This is a genomic window from Streptomyces sp. BYX5S (genome assembly GCF_054724165.1).
Genome location: NZ_CM138829.1, coordinates 5,156,390 through 5,178,914 on the forward strand (window position 1 = coordinate 5,156,390; position 22,525 = coordinate 5,178,914).

The window sequence follows — 22,525 nt, forward strand, 5'->3', positions numbered from 1 at the left end:
TCTCCCACGCCCCGTGCCCCATCACTGTCAAGGAGGACGGACGATGAGCACCGCACCACCCGCACCATCCCCAGCCCCGAAGGACCCGGCGCCCACGCGCAGCCTCGTCGAAGTACGTTCGGCGGGAAAGCGGTTCGGCGACTTCCAGGCGCTGACCGATGTGGACCTGACCGTCGACCGGGGCGAGGTCGTCGTCGTCCTCGGGCCCTCCGGCTCCGGGAAGTCCACGCTGTGCCGGTGCATCAACCGGATGGAGGCCGTCGACGAGGGCGAGATACGGGTGGACGGCCGCCCGCAGCCGCTGGAGGGCCGCGAGCTGTACCGCTTCCGCGCCGAGGTGGGCATGGTCTTCCAGTCCTTCAACCTCTTCGCGCACAAGTCCGTCCTGGCCAACGTCGCCCTCGCGCCCCGGCGCATCCTCGGGCTCGGCAGGGCGGAGGCCGAGGAGCGGGCAAGGCGCCTCCTCGGCCGGGTGGGTCTCGCCGACCGCGTCCACTCCTACCCCGCCCAGCTCTCCGGCGGCCAGAGCCAGCGCGCCGCGATCGCACGGGCCCTCGCCATGGAGCCCAAGGTGCTCCTCTTCGACGAGCCCACCTCCGCCCTCGACCCGGAGATGACCCGCGAAGTCCTGGCCACCATGCGGGAGTTGGCGGAGGCGGGCACCACCATGCTCGTCGTCACCCACGAGATGAGCTTCGCCCGCGACTGCGCCGACCGGATCGTCTTCATGGACGCCGGACGGGTCGTCGAGACCGCGGAACCCGAGGAGTTCTTCACCGCGCCCAGGAGCGAACGGGCGCGCGCCTTCCTGTCCTCCGTCCACTGACCGCACGCCCCAGGAGCCGCACCATGCGCAGTAGCACCCGCACGGCGGCCGCGGTCCTCGGTCTCGTCCTGGCAGCCTCCCTCGGCACGGGATGCTCCACCAGCGACGATCCCGGGCCGAGGACCGCGGCACGGACCGGCGCCTTCCCGGCCGGCAGCACGATGGACAAGATTCGCGAACGCGGCCGGCTCATCGTCGGCGTCAAGTACGACCAACCCGCCTTCGGCCTGCTCAACCCGCTCACCGGCGAACCCGAGGGCTTCGACATCGAGATCGCCCGCCTCATCGCCGAGGACCTGACGGGCAGCAAGGAGAACATCACCTACGTCGAGACCGTCACCGCGAACCGGGAGGCGTTCCTCCAGCAGGGCAAGGTCGATCTGGTGCTCGCCAGCTACGTGGTGAACGCCAAGCGCAAGAAGCAGGTCGCGTTCGCCGGGCCCTACTTCGACACCGGCATCTCCATCATGACCCGCAAGGGCGAGCGGTCCATCCGCGGGGCGGCGGACCTCAACGGCCGTCCGGTGTGCGTCGCGCAGGGCTCCACCTCCGCCGAGGTCCTGCCCCACCTCGCGCCCCGCGCCGAGCTGCGCGAGTTCAGCGCGTACAGCTACTGCGCCCAGGCGCTCAAGGACCGCCGCGTCGACGCCATGGTCACCAGCGAGTCCATCCTGATCGGCCTGGAGAAGCAGAACCCGGACGGACTCGCCGTCGTCCCCGGCCATCTGGAGCCGGAGGAGGTCGCCGTCGGCCTGCCCAAGGGCGACCGCGCGCTCCACCGCCACCTCGACGCGTTCCTCGACCGGATCGCCGAGGACGGCCGCTGGCGACAGGCCTACCGCGACACCGTCGGCAAGGTCACCCACGTCGCACCGTCCCCGCCGGAAACGACCCTGTGAGCCCCAGATGACCGTACTCGTAGACCACGCCCCCGAGTTCGCCGAGGCGTTCGGCACGACCCTGCTGCTCATCGTCCTCGCCGCGCTCGGTTCCCTCGCCGTGGGAACGGTGCTGGCCGCGCTGGCGCTCAGTTCCCTGCGCCCCGCCCGCGCGGCGGCCCTCGCCTACACGACGGTGTTCCGCAACGTGCCGCTGCCGATGCAGATGGTGCTCTTCGTCTTCGGGCTGCCGGTGCTGGGCATCAGCTATCCCCTGTTCACCTCGGCAGTGATCGTGCTGATCGTCTACACCGCCGCCTTCGTCGCCGAGACCGTGCACGCGGGCATCAACACCATCCCCCGCGGCGAGGTGGAGGCGGCCCGCGCGCTCGGCTTCGGCCCCTTGCGCCTGCTGCGCTTCGTCGTCCTCCCCCAGGCTTTCTCCGCCGTCGTGCAGCCGCTGGGGTCGGTGCTGATCACGATGATGAAGAACACCTCGGTCGCCGCCGTCATCGGCGTCGCCGAATTCACGTTCATGACCAACAAGGTGGCGGTCGAGGAGGCCGAGACGTTCGTCGTCTTCGGCGGCGCCGTCATCGCCTACGTCCTGCTGGGTGTGGCCCTGGGCGCGGGCGTCAACAACCTGGAGAAGAGGGTGGCGTTCCAGCGATGAGCACCGACAACCTATCGGAGCGGCAGACGCTCCCCGGCGCCGCCCGCCAGGCCCCTCAGGCAGCGGTCCCCGCGAGCGGCGGCCGTCGCTCGCGGCCCCGCACAGCGACCCCGGCGAACCCCCTCGCCGACGTCTCCGGCCCGCGCACCCTGGCCCGCAACCGCGTTCTGGAAGCGCTGAGTTGTGTCGCGCTGGCCGCGCTGCTCGCGTACGCCGTGCACCGCTGCGCGGCGGCGGGAGAGCTGTCCGCTCAGGCGTGGCGGCCCTTCGCCGACCATCGGCTGTGGCTGTTCCTCGGCGAGGGCCTGCTGAACAACCTCCGCGCGGCCCTCGCGGGCATGCTGCTGTCGATGGTCATGGGCATCGTGCTGGGCCTGGGCCTGCTGGCGCGTCGCCGCGCGGTGAGGTGGCCGGTACGCACGGCGGTCGAACTGTTCCGGAGCGTCCCGCTGCTCCTGCTGCTGTACTTCCTCTCGCTCGTCCTGCCGTCCTGGGGCCTGCGCCTGTCCGACTTCTGGTTCCTGGTCGCCGGTCTGACCCTGTTCAACGGAGCGGCGATCGCGGACATCGTCCGGGCCGGCATCCGGGCACTGCCGAGGGGCCAGTCGGAGGCGGCCCTGGCCCTCGGCTTCAGCCGGGCGGGCACCACCTGGTACGTGGTGCTGCCCCAGGCGCTGCGGGCGATGAGCCCGGCCCTCGTGAGCCAGCTGGTGATCCTCCTCAAGGGCACCGCCCTGGCGTTCGTGCTCGGCGGGTACATCGAGATGCTGCGCAGCGCCACCATCGTCGGCCAGTACTTCAGCGCCTCGGTGCTCCAGGCCTACGTGGTCGCTTCCCTCGTCTTCATGCTGGTCAACGTCGCGCTCACCGCCGCCGCACGCCGCCTGGAGACCCGGGAGCGCCGCCGCTTCGGCCGCACGGTGCGTGCGGCCGCGTGACGCTCCCGGGTCCACAACTACATGGATCACAGGCGTTACTGACCGGCCATCAGGCCGTTCCGCAGCTTCGTCACCACCCGCGAGATCAGCCGCGACACGTGCATCTGCGAGCAGCCGAGCTCCTCGGCGATCTCGCGCTGGGTGTGTTCCTCGACGAAGCGGAGGTGGATGAGGCGGCGGTCCCGCTCGTCGAGGTCGGCGACCAGGGGGGCCAGGGAATGGAAGTTCTCGACGAGTTCGAAGCGTTCCTCGTCGAAACCGAGGAAGTCGCCGAGCAGGCCTTCTCCCTCGCCGTCCCTGCTGGTGGTCGCCGCCTCCAGGGAGACGCTGTTGTAGCCGTTGGCGGCCTTCTGCGCCTCGGCCACCTCGGACGGGTCCAGCTGCATCAGCTCGGCGAGCTCCGCCGTGGTGGGCAGCCGGCCCAGGCGGGTGCGCAACTCCTCCGTGGCACGGGACAGTTCGAGCCGCGCCTGCTGAAGGCGGCGGGGCACGTGCACGGCCCAGGAGGTGTCACGGAAGAACCGCTTGATCTCGCCGGTGATGTACGGGATGGCGAAGGAGGTGAACTCGACCTCGCGGCTGATCTCGAAGCGGTCGATCGCCTTGATCAGGCCGATGGTGCCGACCTGCGCGATGTCCTCCATCTCCTGCGGTCCGCGGTGCTTGAACCGCGACGCCGCGTACTGCACCAGGGAGAGGTTCACCTCGATGAGGACATTGCGTACGTAGCTGTATTCGGGCGTGCCCTCTTCGAGTTCGGCGAGGCGGGTGAAGAAGTGCCGGACGACGCTGCGGGCGTCCTTCGGCGCTATCGAGGTCGGGTCCGCGTACGCGCGCGCCACCAGACTCTCCTGGTCGGCCCCGGCCTCCGCGATCGCGCTCTGGGTCTGTTCGCGTGCTGTCACATTGATCATGCGTCCGCCCCTTCGAATTTCATGGTGTGCTGTCGTGCTCGGTCATCTGCCGGGGCCCGGTGGCGCGCCGGCCGCCGGTGCCGTCTCGCCGTGGAGGTAGTCGAGGGTCCCGGTGATGGTCAGGAGTTGCTCGAGTCGTGCCGAGCGTCGGGTCAGGTTCAGGGTCACGTGGTCCTTGTCGAGTCGGCGGCGCAGGGCCAGGAGGGTGGACAGGCCCATGGAGTCGATGCCGCTCAGGTGGGAGCAGTCCAACTCCAGGGCCCGCAGGGCGGGATGGGCGTCCAGGATCCGGGTGGCCTGCCGGATGAAGATGTCGCAGGTGTCGAAGTCGAGCGCTCCGGTCACCCGGAGGCCGAGCACACCGTCGTGCGGGCCGGCGGTGCCGAGCTGGACGGCGATCATGCGGGCTGCCCGGGGGCGGCGAGCGCGGTGTGCGCGGCGGTGAGGACGGCGGTGGCGCGCGGGAAGTCGGTCAGCTGGCGCCGCAGCGAGTCGAGGGCGGGCAGCAGGCTCTTCGGCGGCACGCCGCGGGCCCGGAGGATGTCGGCGGTCCACGTGATGAAGCTCGTGAACAGGTCGGCGTCGTCGACGTACACGGCCGTGGCGAGGTAGGTGACGATGTGCTGGATGTCCTCGGCGGTGCGCTCGAGTTGGTACTCGGTGTAGGAGCGCATGGGAGGGAAGCCGTCCGCGACGTCGGTGAGGGTCTGCTTGACCAGTTGCCGCGTCGTCTGCCTGATCAGGGTGTACTCCTGGTCGGTGAGGTGCGGCAGGTCCAGGTCCGGCAGCCGGGCCGCGTCCGCGGTGGGCCGGTCGAGTCCCTTCATCAGCAGGGTGTGGGCGCCGGGCGCGTCCGGGGCCCAGGCGGCCTGCATGCGCAGCGCGTACCGGCCTTGCGGGCCGAACGCGGCACCGCCGGCCATGACGGGGACTCCGGCGGCCTGGCAGGCGCTGATCGCCGTGTGGGCGGTGGGCAGGTGCGCCGGGATGGACGAGGACAGCAGCACGGCGTCGGCCGGGCGCCGGTGGAGGTGGGCGATGAGGTGCTCGGTGGGGACCTGCGCGCCCAGGTAGTCCACGTGCCAGCCGCGCAGCCGGAGCACCGCGGCGAGCAGGCGGGCCGGCAGGGCATGCCATTCGCCGTCCACGCAGGCGACCGTCACGCGGCCCAGCGGGGTCACGTCGGCGAGTGCCTCGGCGGCGCGGTCGACGACGGCGGAGACGCAGTGTTCGTTGATGGCGGTCGCCGCGTGCTCCTGCGCGACCGTGATGGCGTTGGCGGCCCACTGGACGCCGACACGTTTCTGCACCGGCGCGATCATCTCCAGCAGCGTCCGTTCCGCCGCGGCGAGCACCTGCACGGGCGTGCCGTCGCCCACGGCGTTGCGGACGAGGGCCACGGCGTGGACCTCGTCGCAGTCGATCGCCGCCCGCCACAGCTGCTCGCGCAGTTCGTCGGGGCTGGCCGACGCCCCGCCCCGGGTGACGTCTGGTGTGGTCATGGAGTGAACCTGCCTCGGGTGTGTCCGTCGACGGCCGCGAGGTGGTGGGTGCGCGGCGCGGTGATGGCCAGTACGGCCGTGTCGTCGTGCGGTCCGTCGCCGACCCATTGCGCGGCGACCATCTGGAGCCGTTCCGTGACCGCTTCGGCCGGCAGGCCCGCGCACTCGGCCAGCGTGTTGCGCAGGCGTTCTTCGCCGAACATGGCGTCGCCGAGCGGTCCGCCGCGGGCTTCGGTGATGCCGTCGGTGTAGAGCAGGCAGGTCTCTCCCGGGGCGAGGTCCACGGCCGCGGTGGTGAGCTTGAGCCGGTCGGTGGGCAGGGCCCCGATCAGCACACCCTTGGTGTCGGCCTCCTCCACCTGTCCGTCGGTGCGCAGGATCAGCGGGGTGGGGTGTCCGGCGCTGGAGACGCGCAGGCGCACACGGCTGCCCTCGCGCCGCGCCGAGGCCAGGGCGAGTGTCGCGAACCGGGTGTGGTGGGACGACAGCAGCGCGTTGTTCAGCAGCGTGAGGACCCTCAGGTGATCGGCGGCGAACGGCAGCAGCGCCTCGATCGTGTTGCGGATCTTCCCGGTCAGGACGGCCGCCTCGAGTCCCTTGCCGCACACGTCGCCCAGGACCACGAAGGTCTCCGCGTCCTCGCTGTCTGCGGGGTGGACGTCGTAGAAGTCGCCGCCGATCCGGTCGGCGGCCGACGCCGCCCGGTAGCGGCCGGAGAAGTCGATGCCGTGCACCCTCTCCAGGGCCGGGGGCAGCAGCTCCCGCATCAGTACGTCGGTGATGTGGGCCTGCTCGGCGTAGATCCGCGCCGAGGACAGGGCCACGCCCGCGCGGGCGGCGAAGAGCCGGGCGAAGGCCTCCTCGGTCGCGGTGAACGCCGCTTCCTCGCTCTGCCGCAGCAGCACGATGGCACCGGCCGGGACCCCGTGTCCGGGCAGCGGCACCACCACGATGGAGCCGATCTGCGCGCGCCCGGCCGGGAACTGCGCCGGGATCGCCCAGTCCGGGACGAGACTGGGGTCTATCCATCGGGAGGGCACGGGAGGAAAGCCCGCCAGCGCCTCCGCGAGCCCCGGCATGCTCTCCGGGTCCAGCGCGACCATTTCCTGCTCCACCGGCCCGCCGGTGAAGCACCGGGTGACGGGGTGCATGCGGCCGGACCGGACGCCGACGATGACCGCCGCGTCCGCGAGATGCTGCGCGGCCATGCGGGCGGTCACCTCCATGCATCGGTCCACGTTCAGCGATGCCAGCAGTTCGCTGGATATCTCCCGCAGGACCCGTGCGCGGTCCCTCTCGTGGGTCAACTCCTCGCGTACGTTCCGCAGTTCGACGTCGTCGACCAGCCACCACGACACCGCGCCGCCGCCGGCGCGGCTGGGAAGGGCGTCCACCGTCGACTCGCCGATGCGGCCCCGCACCGCCGCGACTTGGCCCGCGCCGCCGTCCGCGGCGGCTCCGGCGACGTCCGCGTGCGCAGCGGCCAGCCAGGCGGGTGCCACGTCCGCGAGCAGCGCGCCGGTGCGCACCTCGCCCAGGAGGGCGACGGCCTCGTCGTTGCGGGACAGTACGCGGCCCGCTCCGTCGACCGTGACCACCGGGTACGCCGTGTCGCGACCGGCCGCGGGGTCGGCGCTTCGGGAACTCACCGGATCCGTACGGGACTTCGTTGGGGACTTCATCATGCGGGACCCGCGCGGTGCGGGGTCCCCACCACCCTTCGCTGGGGTCCTGAAGCAGCCATCAACGTCGATTGACCGTCCCAGGCTGATCCAAGATCATCGTAACAGTTGCCATGGGGCAACAGTCGCACGGTCGAAGGGTTCGCGGCAACCACGTCCACCCCGAAGTTCCCGCGACCGCCGCTCGACGAGAGTCGACCGGCCGTCACGAGCTGACACCGGGTACCCAAGACGGGCGGGACAAACCGAGTACGGCGGTGTGACGTGCGCTTTCGGGACGCGCCGATCCGCGAGAAGCATGCGGCGTTCCCATGCGCAACGATCCGCGACGAGCAACATCCCGCCCATTATTGATTCGTTCCGTCAAACCTTCACAACCGCACCCGAGATCATCACGGCCCGGATGGATATTTCGCGCGCGACGGGAATACGAGGGTCACGGGGGTACGGCGTACCGACTGCCTCAGCTCGCGAGAGGTTAGCTTCATCTCATGGACGACCGAGACGGTCGCGGTGACTTCATCGGCCCGCTGGAAGACCCCAGGCCCTCGCTGCCGCCGGAGACCACGGCGGCAGTCGACCTGCTCGTGGCTTTGTGGACGCGTACCGCGGGAGCCGGCACACCCAAGCTCTCCGCCCTGCAACTCCATGCCCTGCACACGGCCCGGACCACGCCCGGCCTCAGTCTCGGCACCCTGGCCGAGGCACTCGGCACCGTGCCGTCGGCGGCCAGCAGACTGTGCGACCGGCTCGAAGCAGCGGGCCTGCTCCGCCGCGAGCCCTCCCCCGTCAACCGCCGCGCGGTCGGCCTGACGCTCACCCGGCGCGGGCACGACGCGCTCGACGCGGTTTCGGCCCGGCGCGAGCGCCTGCTCACCGAGGTGCTCGACCGCATGCCGGAGCACACGCGCCGGCACCTGCTGGCCGGGCTGCACGGCTTCGCCGCGGCGTCGCGGGCGTCCGGCCTCGACGAGCCGGAGCGTCCCTGAGGCGCGGATGTTTACCTCGCTCCTGAGCGGCCAAGCGGAGGGCAGCACATGATGTCGATGCCAAGGAGTGTGAGCGGAGATGACCGCCGGCGAGAAGGCCAAGGCAAAGACCGAGCAGGCCACTGGCGCCGCGAAGGAGGCCCTCGGCCGGGCCGTGGGCAACGAACGCCTCACGGCGGAGGGCCGCGCCCAGCAGATGAAGGGCGACGCCCGCCAGGCCAAGGAGAAGACGAAGGACATCGGCAAGCACTGAGTCACTGAACCACTGGACCGCCGCCCCTCGGGGCGCCGCGTTCAGTGCGCTCGAACGCCTGGTGGGCGGCCCTCTCGAAGGGGCCGCCCACCACGCATGTGCGCCGGGCGTCGCCAGGCCGCCGGAGGTCAGGAGCCGGTGTCGCGGCCGAACCAGTCCAGGCACAACACCAGCGCGTCGTCGGCGACTTCGGGGCCCGCGCCCGCGTCCAGGTACTGGGAGAGCTCGTGCAGGATCGCGCGGGGCACGGCGGCCGCCGGCAGCAGCCGGGCCGCCTGGATGGCGCGCGCCAGCATCTTCTCGCCGAAGGTCTCCCCCTTGTCCGACGCCGCGGCGAACACGCCGTCGCTGACGAAGATCAGCCGGTCCCCCCGCTCCACCTGGAACTCCTGGGTGACGTAGTCGGTCTCCTCGAACATGCCCAGCGGCAGCTGTTCGTCGAAGGAGATGTGCTCCACCGTCCTGCCCCGGTGGCGCCACAGCTGCGGGGAGCCGCCGTCGACGACCTCGACGCGGCCGGTGTCCAGGTCGAAGGAGAGGAGCAGCGTCGCGACGTGGTGCTCACCGCGGTACTGGGCGAACAGGGCCTGATCTGCCAGGGCCGCCTGGTCCGCGATGCCGATGCCCGCTCGCCGCGCGTTGCGCAGCGCGTTGACGGCCAGGCTGGTCAGCAAGGACGCCTGGATTCCTTCGCCCATCCCGTTGGTGATGCTGAGGGTGAGCGTCTTCTCGGTCTCGGCCCAGTCGAAGTTGTCCCCGTAGATGGCGTACGCGGGCTCCAGTTGGGCCCCGATCGCGTACTCCTTGCGGCTGCACGCCCGTCCGGGCAGGAGGTGCCACTGCACCTCGGCCGCCAGCGTGAGCCGGCTGGCCCGGCGGGCCTGGAGGTAGACGTCCGTGTCCCGCTCCGCGACGAGGATCTCGTGCCCGACGACGTCGGCGATGGCCGTGAGCTCGTCGACGACGTGCGGCAGGACCTTCTCCTCCGGCAGCCGCACGGACAGGATGCCCATCCGGTCACCGCGCGCGCTCACCGGCACATGCAGCTCGACGGTGTCCTCGTACCGGACGACCTGTGCGGGCTCGCGGCTCTCGAACGCCCGCCCCTGAGGACTGCCGTGCACCGACAGCTGCCGACCGTCGCCCGGACCGTCGGTGACGGATTGGAGCACCTTGAAGCCGTAGTCGACGAGCAGCAGATCGACGTGCAGCGCTCCATAGTGCTCGACCAGCGCGGCCCGCGCCGCCGGAAGCAGGTCGTACGGTGCGGCGGTGCGCAGCGCGCGCTCCACAGCCAGGAAGTTGGTCACGGCAGCCTTCGTTGGTGGTGCGAGCACAGCTCAGCAGCGGTCGGGAGTTCAAGCCGAACAAATCGTAGCCCCACAACAACTGTTGTCATGGGGCAATGATTCAGTGTATCCCCGGCTTCGCCGGAAGCGGGGGTGCGCCGGCCGCCGCTGCGGCCGCGTACGACCACGGGCTCGGGCGTGCCGCAGGGGGTCAGGCGGTCTCGGAGGTGTCCTCGTTCGCGGCCGTGCGCAGACCGACGCGGGCCGTCGCGGCCTCCCGGAGGTTCTCCAACCCCTCGGCCAGCAAGCCGAGTTGGGCGGGCGCCATCGTTTGCAGCACCGCCTGGACCTCGCGGGTGCGCGCCAGGCGCAGTTCGTCGAGCACCTTGGCGCCCTGTGCGCTCAGGGTCAGTTCGACCTCGCGCCGGCTCGTCGTGCTGGGGACCCGCTCCAGCAGGCCGGCGGCGACCAGGCGGTCGCACAGCCGGCTGACGGAGGACGGTCCGGTTCCCAGCGCCTCCCCCAACGTGCGCTGGTTGACGCTCCGCTGACCCTCGACCACCTTCAGGGCGCGCAGCTGCGAGGGCGGTATCGGCCCCGCAGGAGCCTTCTCCTGCGCCCGCCCCCACAGGACCTCGAGCAGTTCGCCCACGCGGTTCGCCGCGTGGGCCACCTGCTCGGGATTACGGGGAGGTAGGTTTCGGGGCATTCATACACCCTCTCTGGCCGAGAGTGACGTGGCTGTCTGTCGCTTCGGGCCGTCACGGGCAGAGCACCCGGAACGGCCTGGGCAAGTTGGGGGCCTTCCAGGGTAGTGGACGGGGCCGGCCGCCGGGCGGGCGGGGTCGGGGCCGGCCCGGACGCGGTCACTCCGCGGCCATCAGTCCCGCACGGAGCCGGGCCACCACCTTGGAGATCAGGCGCGACACATGCATCTGCGAGTAGCCGAGTTCGTCCGCGATGTCCTGCTGGGTGCGCTCCTCGACGAAGCGGAGGTGGATCAGGCGCCGGTCCCGCTCGTTCAGATCGGCGATCAGCGGGGCGAGGGAGTGGAAGTCCTCCACGAGTTCGAAGCGGTCCTCCTCCATGCCGATGAAGTCGGCGAGCAGGGGGTCGGAGTCGTCGCCGGTGCCGTTCACCGCCGCGTCCAGGGAGACGCTGTTGTAGCCGTTGGACGCCTTCTGCGCCTCGGCCACCTCCCCCGCGTCGAGCTGCATCAGCTCCGCCAGCTCCGCCGTCGAGGGGGTGCGGCCGAGCCGGGTGCTCAACTCCTCCGTGGCCTTGGCCAGCTCGATGCGCGCCTCCTGGAGACGGCGCGGCACGTGCACGGCCCAGGACGTGTCACGGAAGAACCGCTTGATCTCACCGACGATGTAGGGCACGGCGAACGTCGTGAACTCGACCTCGCGGGACAGCTCGAACCGGTCGATCGCCTTGATGAGGCCGATCGTGCCGACCTGGACGATGTCCTCCATCTCCTCCGGGCCGCGGTGCCTGAACCTGGTGGCCGCGTACCGCACCAGCGAGAGATTCACCTCGATGAGCACGCCGCGCACGTAGCTGTACTCGGGCGTGCCCTCCTCCAGTCGGGAGAGGCGGTCGAAGAAGTGCCGGCCGACCTCACGGGCATCCTTCGGCCGCACAGCGGAAGGATCGGCACAGACACGCTCGATCAGCCCCACGTCGGCCCCGCCGGCCGTCCTGTGCGTCTGCTCGTCAACTGCCATGGTGCTCATCGCCGCAAGCCTCTGTCTCTCGTCGTGTGCTCTTTCGGACACACCGCTTACGCCTGCGGATACCCCCGAGTCGCCCGCGTATACCTACGGAAAACCCCGTCCCGCGCGCGGCGTTCACACCAGGGCCAGGACCGCCGTCACCGTCTTCCCGCCCGGCCCCCCGTCGACCCGCACCCGCGTGCACAGGCGCTGGATGATCTGCCAGCCGTATCCGCCCTGCCGGCCGGGCACCGGCTTGCGGTCCCGCGGCATGCCGGCTCCGGCATCGCTGACCTTCAGGTGCAGCTCGTGCCCGGTCAGCCGGGCGGAGAAGCCGGTCACCGCGCCCGCATGAAGCAGCGCGTTCGAGACCAGTTCGCTGACCACGAGCAGCGCGTCGTCGTGCAGCCGCCGCGCGCGGGCCAGCGGCAGCCCGCAGCACACCTCCATCAGTACCGAGCGGACCATGATCCGGGCGTCCGCGCAGCTGATGTTCTCGCACTCCGGCTCGGTCGCCGTTTCCCCCGCTTCCACCACGGTCATCGCGCCGTCGGCCGTGTCGTCGTCCATGTGCGGTCCCCGCTTTCATCGCTTCGGTCCGCTTTCGTGTGCCCGGCCCGGCAGGCCCCACACGTCGCCCGGCGGCCGTACCGGACCGGCGAGGGGATCCGGGGGGTGGAACGGTGAAGAGCGTGTGGGAGGCTCAGCGGATGACTTCCGAAAGACAGAGCATCGAGCTCGTCCGTCACCAGCAGGTGGTCATCGTCCCCCTGCGCTACGACCTGGACTTCTCGGACGAGCCCGAGGTCATGCTCGCGCTGGAGAACGCGCGCACCGACCCGAGTACCACCGGCACGCTCCTCGACCTGGCCGGGCTGTCCTTCGCCGACAGCACGCTGCTGAACCTGATCCTGCGCGCCCACGCCGATCACCAGGCGGTGTCGAGGCCCTTCGTCCTGGCGGGCCCCTACCAGAGCCCCGTCCACAGGCTGTTCGAGGTCACCGGTGTCGGCGAGGTCCTGGACCTGGCCGCCGACCGCGAGGAAGGGGTGCGGCGCGTCCACGCGCTCCTCGACGACGACAGCACCTCGACGCCCGACGAACCGGCGCACTGACGGCGCCCTCCCGCGTCGCCTCCCGTCACGTTTACTTCACCGGGACCCGGAAACCCGCCGCGTCGCGAAGCGCCCCTGCCATTACCTGATCAACACCCGCGGGGCCGGTCCCGGATTTTTTCTCCCCTGCTTCGCCGCCGAATTTTCACGGATCTGTTTCAGGAGCGCGGTGACGGCAAATCGGGGTGCATGACTGAAGCTGCCAAGAGCGAACAGCCCGTACAGAGCACGAAGGCGAAGGCCGCCGCGTCGAAGGCGACCGCGGACTCCGCGAAGGCCGCGAAGACCGCCGCGTCCAAGAGCACCGACGCCGCCGCGCAGGGAGCGGGCCAGGTGGTCACGCTCGCCTCGCGTGCGAAGGCCGGCGGCGAGTTCTTGACCACGGTTCCGGCGAAGTCCGCCCAAGCGGCGACGGCCGCCTGGGGCTTCGTGAAGCACCGCAAGGCGATCGCGGCGGGCACCACCGTCGGCCTGCTCGCCGCGTTGGCCGGCACCTACGGTCTCGGCCGTGCCAGCGCCCGACGCGGCCACGGCCCGATCACCCGGGCGACCGGCGGCCGTTTCTGATGGGTCGTCGGACGTCACACATCTGCCGACGTCCGAACAATGTGTCGGCGCCCCTTGAATGGCGCCCCTTTACCGGCCACCCATGAACGGGCACGGGGGACGAGAGGTTTCCATGTCCAACTCTTCCGGTTCGGCCGACGCCGAGCCCGACGCACGAAAAGAATCAAGCGCCAAGAAACCCCGGAGTTCCAGCCGTCAAAGCGAATCCCCTCCGCCGCGACGCCCGAAAAGGCTGCGTCCCGCCGAGGCGATCCGTGAGGCACGCGAACAGCTCGCCGAGCTCACGGGCAAGCCCGTCGAGGCGGTGTCCACGTTCAACGCCACCGAGGACGGGTGGCTGCTGGAGGTCGAGATCCTGGAACTCTCCCGGGTCCCCGACACGATGAGCCTGCTCGCCAGCTACGAGGTCACGCTCGACAGCGAAGGGGTGCTCACGGGCTACCGACGCCTCGGACGCTACGAACGCGGCCGCTCCGACAGCCGCAACTCCGGCTGATCCGGGGGGGCGCCGCACGCGCGGCGCACACCCCACCCGGCACATGTCACACACAACACACCCCCTCACACAGAGGAACGGGAGGAACAGTCATGACCGTTGCCACCACACAGAGCGGCGGAGGCGGAGGTTCGAGCGGTCTCTACGACGTCCTCGAACTCGTCCTGGACCGCGGCCTCGTCATCGACGCCTTCGTCCGCGTGTCCCTCGTCGGCATCGAGATCCTGAAGATCGACGTTCGCGTCGTGGTCGCCAGCGTGGACACGTACCTGCGCTTCGCCGAGGCCTGCAACCGACTCGACCTGGAGACCGGCAGCAAGAAGCCGTCCGGTCTGACGGACATCGTCGGCGACAGCATGGAGTCCGGCGCGCGCGGCAAGACCAAGGGCGCCCTGTCCGGAGCGGCGGAGACCATATCCGACGCCTTCAGCCAGGCCCGGGAGGAAGGCAGGAGCCAGTCCCGGCCGCGTCAGCGCCGTACGTCGAGCCGTAAGGAGGAGCAGGAATGAGCACGTACGTCTACGGCATCACGGCCGCCGACCACCCCAGCCTGCCCGAAGGCATGGAGGGCATCGGCAGCCCGGCGCTGACCGTCCGCACCGTCACCGGCGGCGGGCTCGCCGCCCTGGTCAGCGACTCCCCGGAGAACCTGCGGCCCAAGCGCCGGGACCTGCTGGCCCACCAGAACGTCCTGTCCGAGGCCGGCGGCGGGGGCACCGTGCTGCCCATGCGCTTCGGCAGCGTCGCCACGGACGACGACGCGGTCGCGGCGGCGCTCGAGGAGCACGCGGACCACTACCAGGAACGCCTGACGGCCCTGCGCGACCGCGTCGAGTACAACGTCAAGGCGCAGCACGACGAAGAGGCGGTCCTGCGCGCCGTCATGACGGACCAGCCCGATCTGCGCGCGCTGGTCGAGCGCAACCGCGCCGCCGGCGGCGGCAGCCACGAGGACAAGATGCGGCTGGGCGAGATGGTCGCCAAGGCCGTGCAGCAGCGCGAGGCCGAGGACGGCGAGGTGGTGCGGTCGCGGCTGGAGCCGCACGCGGACGCGATCAGCCCCGCGCCCGACAGCACCGGCTGGATCACCAACCTCTCCTTCCTGGTGGACCGTGCCTCCTCCGAGCGCCTGCTGGAGGCGATCGAGGAACTGCGCACGGAACACCCCCACCTCGTGTTCCGGGTGAACGGGCCGCTGCCGCCCTACAGCTTCGTGGAGCAGACCCCGGCGGCCACCACCGCGGGGTGAGGCCCTCATGGGACTGCTGAGCGAGGTCCTCCTCCTGCCGCTCGCTCCCGTACGGGGCTCCCTGTGGGTCCTGGACCAGGTGGTCGCCGACGCGGAGCGCCAGTACTACGACCCCTCGGCGATCCAAGCCCAACTGCGGCAGCTGGAGGCCCAGTTGGAGGCGGGCGAGATCGACGAGGAGACGTTCGACCGCACGGAGGACGAACTTCTCGACCGGCTGGAAGCCAGCCGCATCAGATCAACAGGCGCGTGACGTGAGACGGCGCGCGGGAACGGACGACACACCATGAACCGAGCAACACTCGGCCTCGCAGTGGGTGCCGGATATCTCCTCGGACGCACGAAGAAGCTGAAGCTCGCCTTCGCCGTCGGCACCATGGTCGCCGGGAAGAAGCTGCAACTCAGCCCGAAGGCCGTCCTGGACCTGGTCCGCACGCAACTGGACAACAACCCGCAGTTCAAGGAGCTCGGCGGACAGCTCCGCGAGGACTTCCGCGGCGTCGGCAAGGCCGCCACCGGGGCGATCCTGGAGCGGCAGATCGAGGGCCTGGCCGGCCGGCTGCAGAACAGCACGGCCGGCATCCGCGACCGCATCGACGGCGTCGCCCCCGTCGAGGACGTGGCGGACAAGGCCACGGGCGGAGTGAGCGGCAAGGTGACCGGGCGCGCGACGCGGGACCGGGACGACGACGGGGGCGCCGACGAGCACAGCGGTGGCTCCTCCGACGACAACGGGGCCCAGGACAAGGGCAGTTCGCAGGATGCCGAGCGGCCGGCTCCGCGCAAGCGGGCCCCCGCCAAGAAGTCCACCGGTTCGGGCGGCTCGGGTGGCTCGGGCGCGCGCGGGGCCGCGCCGCGCAAGAGCGGCCAGCGGGCCCAGGGCGCGGCCAAGAAGGCCTCCACCCCCGCGAAGAAGGCCACCGGGGCCGCCCGGCGGGCCCCGCGCGGCGACGCGAGGGGAGAGCGCGGCCATGGCTGAGGCGAGCGGAACCAATCCCCTGAAGGACCTGGCGAAGAGCGAGGCCGCGGACCGCCTCAAGGCCGAGGCGCAGGACTACGTCGCGGCGCAGCTGACCCGTGTGCTGACCGGGGCCGGCCGCAAGCTGGGGCAGACCACGGTCAAGCTGAACGACATCGCGGAGGGCAACAGCCCCGGCTTCGCCAAGCTCGCCCTGGCCGGCGGCCGCAAGCTCGCCGAGGGCAAGAGCCCGCTGCGCTCGGCGGTCGAGCTCGGCGCGGGGCACCTCAAGGACAACCTGGTCGGCGGGGTCAAGGGACTGTTCGGCAAGGGCGGCAAGGGCAAGTCCAAGTCGGGCAGCGGCCAGAAGCCGACGGTCATCCTCGAAAGCATCGACGTCGGGGTGAACGTCCGCACCGCCTACGACCAGTGGACGCAGTACCAGGAGTTCTCGACCTTCGCCCGGGGCGTGAAGAGCGCCGGCCGTGCGGACGACGTGACCTCCGACTGGCAGATGAAGATCTTCTGGTCGAGCCGCAGCTGGAAGGCGCACACCACCGAGCAGATACCCGACCAGCGCATCAGCTGGAGTTCGGAAGGGGCCAAGGGCACCACGAAGGGTGTCATCACCTTCCACGAACTGGGCGAGAACCTCACCCGCGTCCTGCTGATCATCGAGTACTACCCCAAGGGGCTCTTCGAGAAGACCGGCAACATCTGGCGGGCGCAGGGCCGCCGGGCCCGTCTCGACCTCAAGCACTTCGCGCGCTTCATCTCCATGAAGGGCGAGGCGACGGACGGCTGGCGCGGCGAGATCCGCGACGGCGAGGTCGTACGGAGCCACGAGGACGCGGTGGCCGAGGAGGAGCGCGACGAGGACGCCGGGTACGACGAGGACGAGTACACCGACGAGGACGACCGCGCCTACGAGGGCGACGAGACCCCGGACGACGAGGCCGAGGACGAGTACGGCGAGTACGGCGAGGACGACGACGCCGAGGAGGGCGACGACGGCGAGTACACGGACGAGGAGGAGGACCTGGAGTACGAGGACGACCGGGCCCCTGCCGACGAGCACGAGCCCGAGTACGAAACCGAGTACGAAACCGAGTACGAGCCCGAGTACGAGGCCGAACCTGAGCGCGACCGGGAACGCGCCGGAGCGCGGAGCCGCTGATGGGCCCCGCGAGCAGCCTCCCCGACTCCCCGCTCGGCGGGGGGAGTTCCGGCGCCAACCTCGCCGACATCCTTGAGCGTGTCCTCGACAAGGGCATCGTGATCGCGGGTGACATCAAGATCAACCTGCTCGACATCGAGCTGCTCACCATCAAGCTGCGCCTCATCGTCGCCTCGATCGACAAGGCCAAGGAGATGGGCATCGACTGGTGGGAGCACGACCCGGCCCTCTCCTCGGGGGCACGGCACCAGGAACTCGCGCGGGAGAACGCCGAGTTGAGGCAGCGGCTGGCCGCCCTGGAGGACGCCGGCACGCACGAGGAACTCGACTCGGCCCCGCAGAAGGAGCCACGCAGGAAGGGGACTCGACATGACTGAGCTGCGCTACGTCTACGCCGTGTGCGGCCCCCTCGACGCCCCGCTGGCAGCGGACCTGACCGGCGTCGCGGGGGCCGCCCCGCACCAGTTGCAGCACGCAGGTCTGACGGCCGTCGTCGGCCACGTACCGGCCGACGAGTTCTCCGAGAAGGCGCTGCGCCGGAATCTGGAGAACCTCGACTGGCTCTCCGAGACGGCCCGCGCGCACCAGACGGTGATCGCGGCGCTGACCTCGGTCACCAGTCCCCTGCCGCTGCGCCTGGCCACGGTGTTCCACGACGACAGCGGCGTGCGGGCCATGCTGGAGACGGAGGCCGAACGCTTCCGGTCCTCGCTCGCCCGGCTCCACGACCGCGTGGAATGGGGCGTGAAGGTGTACGTGGCGTCCGCCGTGGGGCAGGACGACGCGCACCCCACGGCGGCCTCCGGCGCGGCGGACGGGGCACGGCGGGACCGGCTCTCGCCGGGTTCGGCCGCCGCGGGGTCCGGGCGCGACTACCTCCGGCGCCGGCGGGCCGAGCGGACGGGCCGCGACGAGCTGTGGCGCCGGGCGGAAGGGTTCGCGCAAGGCCTGCACGACGAGCTGGCGGAGGCCGCCGACGACACACGTGTGCATCCGCCGCAGAACCCGCAACTGTCGAAGTCGCCGGACCGCAACGTTTTCAACGCGGCCTATTTGGTGCGCCGTTCGGAGTCCGAGGCCTTCGTGGAGCTGGTGGACGGTCACAAGGACGGGCAGCCCGGCCTGCGCGTGGAACTGACCGGCCCCTGGGCCGCGTACTCGTTCTCCGCACCGTCCGAGGACCCGCCCGACGACGCACGGGACGGCACGCGGGACGGGGCGCGACCGGAGGCGGGTGACTCACGATGACCGTCATCGAACGGCGGGAGATCGCCCTCGTCGACCTCTTGGACCGGCTGCTGGCGGGCGGCGTCGTGCTCGCGGGGGACGTCACGCTGCGCATCGCTGACGTCGACCTCGTGCGGATCGACCTGAACGCCCTCATCAGCTCGGTGAACGAGAACGTCCCCTCACCCTGGGAAGACCTGCTGTGAACTCCGACGACGAAGCCCCGACCCCCGCACCGGCCGAGCGGGGCGAGCCGGCCGGGACCGGGAAGCCGCGCGGACGGATCCAGATGGATCACGACACCGTGGAGCGCGACCTGATGAAGCTGGTGCTCACCATCATCGAACTGCTGCGGCAGTTGATGGAGCGTCAGGCCATCCGCCGCTTCGACACGGGAGACCTGTCGGAGGACCAGGAGGAGCGGATCGGCCTGACCTTGATGCTGCTCGAGGACCGGATGGCCGAGCTGCGTGAGCGCTACGACCTGGCCCCGGAGGACCTGAACATCGACCTGGGCCCGCTGGGCCCCCTGCTGCCGCGCTGAGAGCCTGTGAACAAACCCCCGTCGTCCGCCCGAAGGGCGGGCGCTGCGGCGTCCGGTGCGTGCGATCGCAAGGCGCCGGAGCGTCCTAGTAGCGGAGCTACTCGGGCGGTTCGGCAACGCCGCGAGCGTGCGTGCCGGGCGCCGCAGCGCAGACGGGGGTTTGTTCACAGGCTCTGGGCCCGCCCCGAAGGGGCGGGCCCGGTGCGGCGGGCATCGGTCACTGCGCGCCGGCGCGCGACGCCTCCACTTCGGTGGCGGCGTCGGCCGTGGCCAGGGTGCCGCCCGCGGTCTCCAGGTGGGCGCGCACGAACCACTGGAACTGCTCCAGGTCCCGCAGCTGCTCGATCAGCAGGTCCTCGGTGGCCGCGTCGATGTCCCCGACCTCCTTGACGGCGGCCCGCAGGTCCCCGATCACTCCGGTGTAGACGAGGTCGAGGGCACCCAGGTGGGCGATGGCATCGGCCCGGCCCACGCTGTAGTCCTTCCACGAACGCTCCGCGACGAGCGCGCCCGGCGTGCCCTGGGCGACCCCGCCCAGGGTGGCCATGCGCTCGGCGACGTCATCGGCCATGTCCCGGACACGGTCGACCTGCGGGTCGAGCATCTCGTGCACGGCGATGAAGTGCGGACCCACGACGTTCCAGTGCACGTGCTTCAGCGTCAGGTGGAGGTCGTTCAGCGCGTGCAGCCGCTGCTGGAGCAGCGTGATCATGGTCCCGGCATCCTTGGTGGTGATACCGGGCACGGTGTACTTCGGGGCGGCCTGGGAGGTCAACGTCACATCTCCTGTCTCGTACGGTTTTGCTGTGTCTCCCCCCATACCCCCCTTTCACCCCGACATGTCACCCCATTTCTTCAGCATCGCCTCCGCAAGGAATGCGCCACGATCGACCGGAAACGGAGGGCATGCCCGGCACCTTCCGGGGCACTGGACCTCCGACGACCCATAGGACAACAGAACAGGCGGAGCCTCGTGCTGAATCCCGACCCGAAGGTCATCCGGACACTTCTGAGCCGGTATGCCGACGTGCAGTTGCGCTTCTCCGAACGCCCCACCCAGGAGCTTCAGCGGCAACTCGACGACGTCACCTACACGTTGTGCGTCACCACGGGCACCCAGTGCATCCCCGACGCCCTCCTCGCCGCCGACCGCGTCCTGGAAACCGCCGCGGCCGCCCACTCCGACGAGGAACCCCAGGCGGCGTGACGCCTCCGGCCGGCCGCCGCTACGGGATCGGAGCCCCCGGAGCGGCGGCCGGCCAGTCGGTACCGTCACTTCCGCCAGAACAGATGGTGCGTCATGCCGCTCGGGCTGGGCACCACCTCCAGGTGGAAGCGGTCGAGCAGCTCGTCGGGGGATTCCCAGAGGCGCAGTCCCGACCCGAGCTCGACCGGCGCGACCGCCACGTGCAGGGTGTCGACGAGGTCGGCGTCGAGGAACTGCCGGACCGTGGTGACCCCGCCGCCGAGTCGGACGTCCTTGCCCTGCGCCGCTTCCCGCGCCTGGCCGAGGACCGTGGCCGGATCGCCGTCGACGAAGTGGAACGTGGTGTCGGAGAGCGTGAACGACGGGCGTGTGTGGTGGGTCATGACGAACACCGGGGTGTGGAACGGGGGCTCCTCACCCCACCAACCGCGCCACTCGTGGTCCTGCCACGGTCCGCGCTGCGGTCCGAACTTGTTGCGGCCCATGATCTCGGCACCGATGTCGCGGGCGAAGTCCCGCGTGAAGTAGTCGTCGATGCCCCGGCTGCCTCCGCCGTCCGTGCGCATGGGCCAGCTCGCCGTGGCACCGGCCCAGGCGAACAGCTTCGCCGGATCGACGGCGTGGCCGAACGGGCGCTCCAGGCTCTGGTCCTCACCCGCCCCGATTCCGTCCTTCGAGACGGTGAAGTTCATGACTCGCAACAGCTGATCCATGGGGTTCCCTCGTCGTGTCGTGTCGTGTCGTGTCGTGTCGCGTCCTCGTGCGGCAAGGCGCCGCCATCATGACGTCGAACAGGGGGCGGCTGGATCGACATCCGTCCGCGAGTCTTTTTCCGATCGCGGGGACCTGCTCGCCCCCGAGTAGCCGACACCCGGGCTGCGGGGAGGCCGCGCCCGCTCCACGATGGCGGCATGGCCTCTCCGCAGCCCGTAGTGATCTACCCGCCCGACGAGGACGGCGGCCGGCGCGTACGCGTCGACGGCACGATCCTCGGCCGGGCGTTCAACGTGAGGGACGTCGCGGCCTTCCTTCAGAACGCCGGGCTCCAGTCGTTCGACGAGGTGGATGTCGTCCGGACCGGGCTGATCGAGTGGCGCGGCGGCGGACCCGACGACTGGACACACTGAAGGGCCAAAGGTGCGGCCTCACCGAATCCGAATCGGCATCGGGCGCGGAAGAGCTGTCACATGGTGTGCCGCCGGTCACCACAGTCATACCCCGTCACTTGTCGTTTCCACGAAAGGACATTCGTGTCGCTCTCCCGCTGTCTCACGGTCGTGCCCGCCGCGCTGCTGGGCCTCGGCCTCGTCGCCCCGACCGCCCACGCCGCTCCGCAGCCCCCGCCGTCGGTCGACCGGCTCGACATCAACCGCTACCAGGGGACCTGGTACCAGCTCGCCGCGGTGCCGAGGCTCTTCGAGATCCAGTGCGCCAAGAACGTGAAGGCCGTCTACACCGCCACGGCGGCGGACACCGTCGGCGTCCGCAACAGTTGCACCACGTGGCTGGGCACCACGAGTGGCATCACGGGAGAGGCCAAGGCGCTCGACGCCTCCGGAGCCAACCTGAACGTCAGTTTCCGCAAGTCCGGCGACTCCTTCCGCCACAGCGACGACGCCAACTACATCGTGACCGGCATCGACCCCGAGTACCGCTGGGCCGTGGTGACGAACAGCGACCGCACGGCCGGTTTCGTGCTCTCCCGCACCACGGAGCTGCCCGCCGGGCAGCTCCCCGCGGTGCGCGCCTCCATCGATGCGGCGGGGCTCGACGGCTGCGACTTCCACGTCACCCGCCAGGACGGTGCGGGCCTGCCGCACGGCGCCCTGTGCTGACAGCTGTGTGCCGGGCCGCCCGCGGGCGGCCCGGCGCGCAGCCCGCCGTGGAGCCGTCTCCCCGCCGCTGGCGAACACCTTCCCGCGCGGGCACCGTGGACACATGCGACTGAGGCTGCGGGTCCAGGGCGCCGCCGACGTGGACACGGTGTGGCGGCGGTACGCCGAGCCCGCCCTGTGGTCGACGTGGGCCGCGCAGATCCGCTCGGTGGAGACGGAAGGCGTGCTCCGGGCGGGGATGAGGGGGCGGGTGAAACCCGTGGTGGGGCCCGCCGTCCGGTTCGTCGTCACGGACGTCGACGTCGAGGCCCGCGCGTGGGCCTGGCGCGTGCGGGCCGGACCGGTGCGCATGCAGTTGGGCCACACCGTCGACCGCTCCGGCGTGTCAGGTGTCTCGACGCGGCTGACGATCGAGGGCCCCGCACTCGTCGTCCTCGCCTACGCACCCCTGGCGCGCCACGCCCTGCACCGCCTCGTCCGGCCGTGAGAAG

At 70.8% G+C, this 22,525-nt stretch carries 32 protein-coding genes; 22 read left to right on the plus strand and 10 right to left on the minus strand.

The features are described from left to right. Window positions 1-43 precede the first annotated feature (43 nt). From ACYBSK_RS23505 to ACYBSK_RS23520, 4 genes are read left to right on the plus strand one after another with little or no spacing between them, the layout of a single operon-like run. Window positions 44-826 (plus strand): amino acid ABC transporter ATP-binding protein, encoded by a 783-nt coding sequence (locus ACYBSK_RS23505; protein ID WP_460243210.1) that lies wholly within the window; start codon window positions 44-46, stop codon window positions 824-826. Window positions 827-849: 23 nt separating this feature from the next. Next, entirely contained in the window at window positions 850-1,725 is an 876-nt protein-coding gene (locus ACYBSK_RS23510; RefSeq protein ID WP_457479207.1) for a glutamate ABC transporter substrate-binding protein, read from the plus strand. Between the two features lie 7 nt (window positions 1,726-1,732). Further along, the gene (locus ACYBSK_RS23515; protein WP_460243211.1) at window positions 1,733-2,377 is read left to right on the plus strand and encodes an amino acid ABC transporter permease; all 645 of its coding nucleotides are present in this window, start codon (window positions 1,733-1,735) and stop codon (window positions 2,375-2,377) included. Continuing rightward, window positions 2,374-3,315, plus strand: a complete 942-nt coding sequence (locus ACYBSK_RS23520; RefSeq protein WP_457479209.1) for an amino acid ABC transporter permease — start codon at window positions 2,374-2,376, stop codon at window positions 3,313-3,315. Before ACYBSK_RS23515 ends, ACYBSK_RS23520 begins: the two co-directional genes overlap by 4 nt. A 35-nt stretch (window positions 3,316-3,350) precedes the next feature. Here the strand turns inward: ACYBSK_RS23520 and ACYBSK_RS23525 are convergent, their stop codons facing one another. From ACYBSK_RS23525 to ACYBSK_RS23540, 4 genes are read right to left on the minus strand one after another with little or no spacing between them, the layout of a single operon-like run. Beyond that, entirely contained in the window at window positions 3,351-4,229 is an 879-nt protein-coding gene (locus ACYBSK_RS23525; RefSeq protein WP_460243212.1) for a SigB/SigF/SigG family RNA polymerase sigma factor, read from the minus strand. A gap of 42 nt (window positions 4,230-4,271) precedes the next feature. Then, window positions 4,272-4,631, minus strand: a complete 360-nt coding sequence (locus ACYBSK_RS23530; protein WP_457479211.1) for an STAS domain-containing protein — start codon at window positions 4,629-4,631, stop codon at window positions 4,272-4,274. Further along, window positions 4,628-5,731, minus strand: a complete 1,104-nt coding sequence (locus ACYBSK_RS23535) for a cobalamin B12-binding domain-containing protein (protein WP_460243213.1) — start codon at window positions 5,729-5,731, stop codon at window positions 4,628-4,630. The genes ACYBSK_RS23530 and ACYBSK_RS23535 overlap by 4 nt, the downstream gene beginning before the upstream one ends. Next, a complete protein-coding gene (locus ACYBSK_RS23540; protein ID WP_460243214.1) occupies window positions 5,728-7,416 on the minus strand; it encodes a PP2C family protein-serine/threonine phosphatase in 1,689 nt (562 codons plus the stop codon). The genes ACYBSK_RS23535 and ACYBSK_RS23540 overlap by 4 nt, the downstream gene beginning before the upstream one ends. A gap of 488 nt (window positions 7,417-7,904) precedes the next feature. On the opposite strand from ACYBSK_RS23540, the gene ACYBSK_RS23545 reads away from it, so the two are divergent. Together ACYBSK_RS23545 and ACYBSK_RS23550 are read left to right on the plus strand one after the other, a co-directional pair. Continuing rightward, a complete protein-coding gene (locus ACYBSK_RS23545; protein ID WP_460243215.1) occupies window positions 7,905-8,402 on the plus strand; it encodes a MarR family transcriptional regulator in 498 nt (165 codons plus the stop codon). Window positions 8,403-8,481: 79 nt separating this feature from the next. Continuing rightward, window positions 8,482-8,655, plus strand: coding sequence for a CsbD family protein (locus ACYBSK_RS23550; RefSeq protein ID WP_457479214.1), 174 nt, complete (start codon window positions 8,482-8,484; stop codon window positions 8,653-8,655). A gap of 128 nt (window positions 8,656-8,783) precedes the next feature. On the opposite strand, the gene ACYBSK_RS23555 is transcribed toward ACYBSK_RS23550, so the two are convergent. The 4 genes from ACYBSK_RS23555 to ACYBSK_RS23570 form a co-directional block, all read right to left on the minus strand. Further along, window positions 8,784-9,965, minus strand: coding sequence for a PP2C family protein-serine/threonine phosphatase (locus ACYBSK_RS23555; protein WP_460243216.1), 1,182 nt, complete (start codon window positions 9,963-9,965; stop codon window positions 8,784-8,786). A gap of 190 nt (window positions 9,966-10,155) precedes the next feature. Beyond that, complete coding sequence (locus ACYBSK_RS23560) at window positions 10,156-10,653, minus strand: MarR family winged helix-turn-helix transcriptional regulator (protein ID WP_460243217.1); 498 nt, start codon at window positions 10,651-10,653, stop codon at window positions 10,156-10,158. Window positions 10,654-10,810: 157 nt separating this feature from the next. Further along, window positions 10,811-11,680 (minus strand): SigB/SigF/SigG family RNA polymerase sigma factor, encoded by an 870-nt coding sequence (locus tag ACYBSK_RS23565; RefSeq protein WP_460243218.1) that lies wholly within the window; start codon window positions 11,678-11,680, stop codon window positions 10,811-10,813. Window positions 11,681-11,794: 114 nt separating this feature from the next. Further along, complete coding sequence (locus ACYBSK_RS23570) at window positions 11,795-12,229, minus strand: ATP-binding protein (RefSeq protein ID WP_460243219.1); 435 nt, start codon at window positions 12,227-12,229, stop codon at window positions 11,795-11,797. Window positions 12,230-12,369: 140 nt separating this feature from the next. Between ACYBSK_RS23570 and ACYBSK_RS23575 the strand changes: the two genes are divergently transcribed. From ACYBSK_RS23575 to ACYBSK_RS23630, 12 genes are all read left to right on the plus strand, one after another. Then, window positions 12,370-12,774, plus strand: coding sequence for an STAS domain-containing protein (locus ACYBSK_RS23575; protein WP_457479219.1), 405 nt, complete (start codon window positions 12,370-12,372; stop codon window positions 12,772-12,774). 189 nt (window positions 12,775-12,963) lie between these two features. Beyond that, complete coding sequence (locus tag ACYBSK_RS23580; RefSeq protein ID WP_460243220.1) at window positions 12,964-13,341, plus strand: hypothetical protein; 378 nt, start codon at window positions 12,964-12,966, stop codon at window positions 13,339-13,341. Between the two features lie 112 nt (window positions 13,342-13,453). Next, window positions 13,454-13,837: a gas vesicle protein GvpO gene (locus tag ACYBSK_RS23585; RefSeq protein WP_460243221.1), complete on the plus strand. Its 384-nt coding sequence runs from the start codon at window positions 13,454-13,456 to the stop codon at window positions 13,835-13,837. Window positions 13,838-13,929: 92 nt separating this feature from the next. Next, window positions 13,930-14,346: a gas vesicle structural protein GvpA gene (locus ACYBSK_RS23590; RefSeq protein WP_457479221.1), complete on the plus strand. Its 417-nt coding sequence runs from the start codon at window positions 13,930-13,932 to the stop codon at window positions 14,344-14,346. After that, entirely contained in the window at window positions 14,343-15,086 is a 744-nt protein-coding gene (locus ACYBSK_RS23595) for a GvpL/GvpF family gas vesicle protein (protein WP_460243222.1), read from the plus strand. Before ACYBSK_RS23590 ends, ACYBSK_RS23595 begins: the two co-directional genes overlap by 4 nt. Before the next feature lie 7 nt (window positions 15,087-15,093). Then, entirely contained in the window at window positions 15,094-15,339 is a 246-nt protein-coding gene (locus ACYBSK_RS23600) for a gas vesicle protein GvpG (protein ID WP_457479223.1), read from the plus strand. Between the two features lie 33 nt (window positions 15,340-15,372). Continuing rightward, window positions 15,373-16,065, plus strand: coding sequence for a DNA primase (locus ACYBSK_RS23605; protein ID WP_460243223.1), 693 nt, complete (start codon window positions 15,373-15,375; stop codon window positions 16,063-16,065). Continuing rightward, window positions 16,058-17,221 carry an SRPBCC family protein gene (locus ACYBSK_RS23610; RefSeq protein ID WP_460243224.1) on the plus strand — a complete coding sequence of 388 codons (1,164 nt, stop codon included), beginning with the start codon at window positions 16,058-16,060 and terminating at the stop codon, window positions 17,219-17,221. The genes ACYBSK_RS23605 and ACYBSK_RS23610 overlap by 8 nt, the downstream gene beginning before the upstream one ends. Further along, window positions 17,221-17,598, plus strand: coding sequence for a gas vesicle protein (locus ACYBSK_RS23615; RefSeq protein WP_457479226.1), 378 nt, complete (start codon window positions 17,221-17,223; stop codon window positions 17,596-17,598). The genes ACYBSK_RS23610 and ACYBSK_RS23615 overlap by 1 nt, the downstream gene beginning before the upstream one ends. Then, window positions 17,591-18,469, plus strand: a complete 879-nt coding sequence (locus ACYBSK_RS23620; RefSeq protein WP_460243225.1) for a GvpL/GvpF family gas vesicle protein — start codon at window positions 17,591-17,593, stop codon at window positions 18,467-18,469. Before ACYBSK_RS23615 ends, ACYBSK_RS23620 begins: the two co-directional genes overlap by 8 nt. Next, on the plus strand, window positions 18,466-18,654 hold the full coding sequence (locus ACYBSK_RS23625) for a gas vesicle protein (protein ID WP_457479228.1): 189 nt from the start codon (window positions 18,466-18,468) through the stop codon (window positions 18,652-18,654). The genes ACYBSK_RS23620 and ACYBSK_RS23625 overlap by 4 nt, the downstream gene beginning before the upstream one ends. 83 nt (window positions 18,655-18,737) lie before the next feature. Then, complete coding sequence (locus tag ACYBSK_RS23630) at window positions 18,738-18,992, plus strand: gas vesicle protein K (RefSeq protein WP_457481831.1); 255 nt, start codon at window positions 18,738-18,740, stop codon at window positions 18,990-18,992. 217 nt (window positions 18,993-19,209) lie between these two features. On the opposite strand, the gene dps is transcribed toward ACYBSK_RS23630, so the two are convergent. Further along, window positions 19,210-19,767, minus strand: a complete 558-nt coding sequence (gene dps / locus ACYBSK_RS23635) for a DNA starvation/stationary phase protection protein Dps (RefSeq protein ID WP_457481832.1) — start codon at window positions 19,765-19,767, stop codon at window positions 19,210-19,212. Window positions 19,768-19,965: 198 nt separating this feature from the next. Between dps and ACYBSK_RS23640 the strand changes: the two genes are divergently transcribed. Next, on the plus strand, window positions 19,966-20,199 hold the full coding sequence (locus tag ACYBSK_RS23640) for a DUF5133 domain-containing protein (RefSeq protein ID WP_460243226.1): 234 nt from the start codon (window positions 19,966-19,968) through the stop codon (window positions 20,197-20,199). 65 nt (window positions 20,200-20,264) lie between these two features. Here the strand turns inward: ACYBSK_RS23640 and ACYBSK_RS23645 are convergent, their stop codons facing one another. Beyond that, window positions 20,265-20,912, minus strand: coding sequence for a dihydrofolate reductase family protein (locus ACYBSK_RS23645; protein WP_460243227.1), 648 nt, complete (start codon window positions 20,910-20,912; stop codon window positions 20,265-20,267). Window positions 20,913-21,110: 198 nt separating this feature from the next. Here ACYBSK_RS23645 and ACYBSK_RS23650 point away from each other — a divergent pair, with 198 nt between their 5' ends. The 3 genes from ACYBSK_RS23650 (at window position 21,111) to ACYBSK_RS23660 (ending at window position 22,521) form a co-directional block, all read left to right on the plus strand. Further along, window positions 21,111-21,326 (plus strand): hypothetical protein, encoded by a 216-nt coding sequence (locus tag ACYBSK_RS23650; protein WP_457479231.1) that lies wholly within the window; start codon window positions 21,111-21,113, stop codon window positions 21,324-21,326. 123 nt (window positions 21,327-21,449) lie between these two features. Further along, window positions 21,450-22,034, plus strand: coding sequence for a lipocalin family protein (locus tag ACYBSK_RS23655; RefSeq protein WP_457479232.1), 585 nt, complete (start codon window positions 21,450-21,452; stop codon window positions 22,032-22,034). 103 nt (window positions 22,035-22,137) lie between these two features. Next, a complete protein-coding gene (locus tag ACYBSK_RS23660) occupies window positions 22,138-22,521 on the plus strand; it encodes an SRPBCC family protein (protein ID WP_460243228.1) in 384 nt (127 codons plus the stop codon). The last annotated feature ends 4 nt before the right edge of the window (window positions 22,522-22,525 follow it).

What these genes read in the sequence shown, in the direction of transcription:
- ACYBSK_RS23505 (WP_460243210.1), top strand. Translation starts at nt 44, where the DNA reads ATGAGCACCGCACCACCCGCACCATCCCCAGCCCCGAAGGACCCGGCG.
- ACYBSK_RS23510 (WP_457479207.1), top strand. Translation starts at nt 850, where the DNA reads ATGCGCAGTAGCACCCGCACGGCGGCCGCGGTCCTCGGTCTCGTCCTG.
- ACYBSK_RS23515 (WP_460243211.1), top strand. Translation starts at nt 1,733, where the DNA reads ATGACCGTACTCGTAGACCACGCCCCCGAGTTCGCCGAGGCGTTCGGC.
- ACYBSK_RS23520 (WP_457479209.1), top strand. Translation starts at nt 2,374, where the DNA reads ATGAGCACCGACAACCTATCGGAGCGGCAGACGCTCCCCGGCGCCGCC.
- ACYBSK_RS23525 (WP_460243212.1), bottom strand. Translation starts at nt 4,229, where the DNA reads ATGATCAATGTGACAGCACGCGAACAGACCCAGAGCGCGATCGCGGAG.
- ACYBSK_RS23530 (WP_457479211.1), bottom strand. Translation starts at nt 4,631, where the DNA reads ATGATCGCCGTCCAGCTCGGCACCGCCGGCCCGCACGACGGTGTGCTC.
- ACYBSK_RS23535 (WP_460243213.1), bottom strand. Translation starts at nt 5,731, where the DNA reads ATGACCACACCAGACGTCACCCGGGGCGGGGCGTCGGCCAGCCCCGAC.
- ACYBSK_RS23540 (WP_460243214.1), bottom strand. Translation starts at nt 7,416, where the DNA reads ATGATGAAGTCCCCAACGAAGTCCCGTACGGATCCGGTGAGTTCCCGA.
- ACYBSK_RS23545 (WP_460243215.1), top strand. Translation starts at nt 7,905, where the DNA reads ATGGACGACCGAGACGGTCGCGGTGACTTCATCGGCCCGCTGGAAGAC.
- ACYBSK_RS23550 (WP_457479214.1), top strand. Translation starts at nt 8,482, where the DNA reads ATGACCGCCGGCGAGAAGGCCAAGGCAAAGACCGAGCAGGCCACTGGC.
- ACYBSK_RS23560 (WP_460243217.1), bottom strand. Translation starts at nt 10,653, where the DNA reads ATGCCCCGAAACCTACCTCCCCGTAATCCCGAGCAGGTGGCCCACGCG.
- ACYBSK_RS23565 (WP_460243218.1), bottom strand. Translation starts at nt 11,680, where the DNA reads ATGAGCACCATGGCAGTTGACGAGCAGACGCACAGGACGGCCGGCGGG.
- ACYBSK_RS23570 (WP_460243219.1), bottom strand. Translation starts at nt 12,229, where the DNA reads ATGGACGACGACACGGCCGACGGCGCGATGACCGTGGTGGAAGCGGGG.
- ACYBSK_RS23575 (WP_457479219.1), top strand. Translation starts at nt 12,370, where the DNA reads ATGACTTCCGAAAGACAGAGCATCGAGCTCGTCCGTCACCAGCAGGTG.
- ACYBSK_RS23580 (WP_460243220.1), top strand. Translation starts at nt 12,964, where the DNA reads ATGACTGAAGCTGCCAAGAGCGAACAGCCCGTACAGAGCACGAAGGCG.
- ACYBSK_RS23585 (WP_460243221.1), top strand. Translation starts at nt 13,454, where the DNA reads ATGTCCAACTCTTCCGGTTCGGCCGACGCCGAGCCCGACGCACGAAAA.
- ACYBSK_RS23590 (WP_457479221.1), top strand. Translation starts at nt 13,930, where the DNA reads ATGACCGTTGCCACCACACAGAGCGGCGGAGGCGGAGGTTCGAGCGGT.
- ACYBSK_RS23595 (WP_460243222.1), top strand. Translation starts at nt 14,343, where the DNA reads ATGAGCACGTACGTCTACGGCATCACGGCCGCCGACCACCCCAGCCTG.
- ACYBSK_RS23600 (WP_457479223.1), top strand. Translation starts at nt 15,094, where the DNA reads ATGGGACTGCTGAGCGAGGTCCTCCTCCTGCCGCTCGCTCCCGTACGG.
- ACYBSK_RS23605 (WP_460243223.1), top strand. Translation starts at nt 15,373, where the DNA reads ATGAACCGAGCAACACTCGGCCTCGCAGTGGGTGCCGGATATCTCCTC.
- ACYBSK_RS23610 (WP_460243224.1), top strand. Translation starts at nt 16,058, where the DNA reads ATGGCTGAGGCGAGCGGAACCAATCCCCTGAAGGACCTGGCGAAGAGC.
- ACYBSK_RS23615 (WP_457479226.1), top strand. Translation starts at nt 17,221, where the DNA reads ATGGGCCCCGCGAGCAGCCTCCCCGACTCCCCGCTCGGCGGGGGGAGT.
- ACYBSK_RS23620 (WP_460243225.1), top strand. Translation starts at nt 17,591, where the DNA reads ATGACTGAGCTGCGCTACGTCTACGCCGTGTGCGGCCCCCTCGACGCC.
- ACYBSK_RS23625 (WP_457479228.1), top strand. Translation starts at nt 18,466, where the DNA reads ATGACCGTCATCGAACGGCGGGAGATCGCCCTCGTCGACCTCTTGGAC.
- ACYBSK_RS23630 (WP_457481831.1), top strand. Translation starts at nt 18,738, where the DNA reads ATGGATCACGACACCGTGGAGCGCGACCTGATGAAGCTGGTGCTCACC.
- ACYBSK_RS23645 (WP_460243227.1), bottom strand. Translation starts at nt 20,912, where the DNA reads ATGGATCAGCTGTTGCGAGTCATGAACTTCACCGTCTCGAAGGACGGA.
- ACYBSK_RS23650 (WP_457479231.1), top strand. Translation starts at nt 21,111, where the DNA reads ATGGCCTCTCCGCAGCCCGTAGTGATCTACCCGCCCGACGAGGACGGC.
- ACYBSK_RS23660 (WP_460243228.1), top strand. Translation starts at nt 22,138, where the DNA reads ATGCGACTGAGGCTGCGGGTCCAGGGCGCCGCCGACGTGGACACGGTG.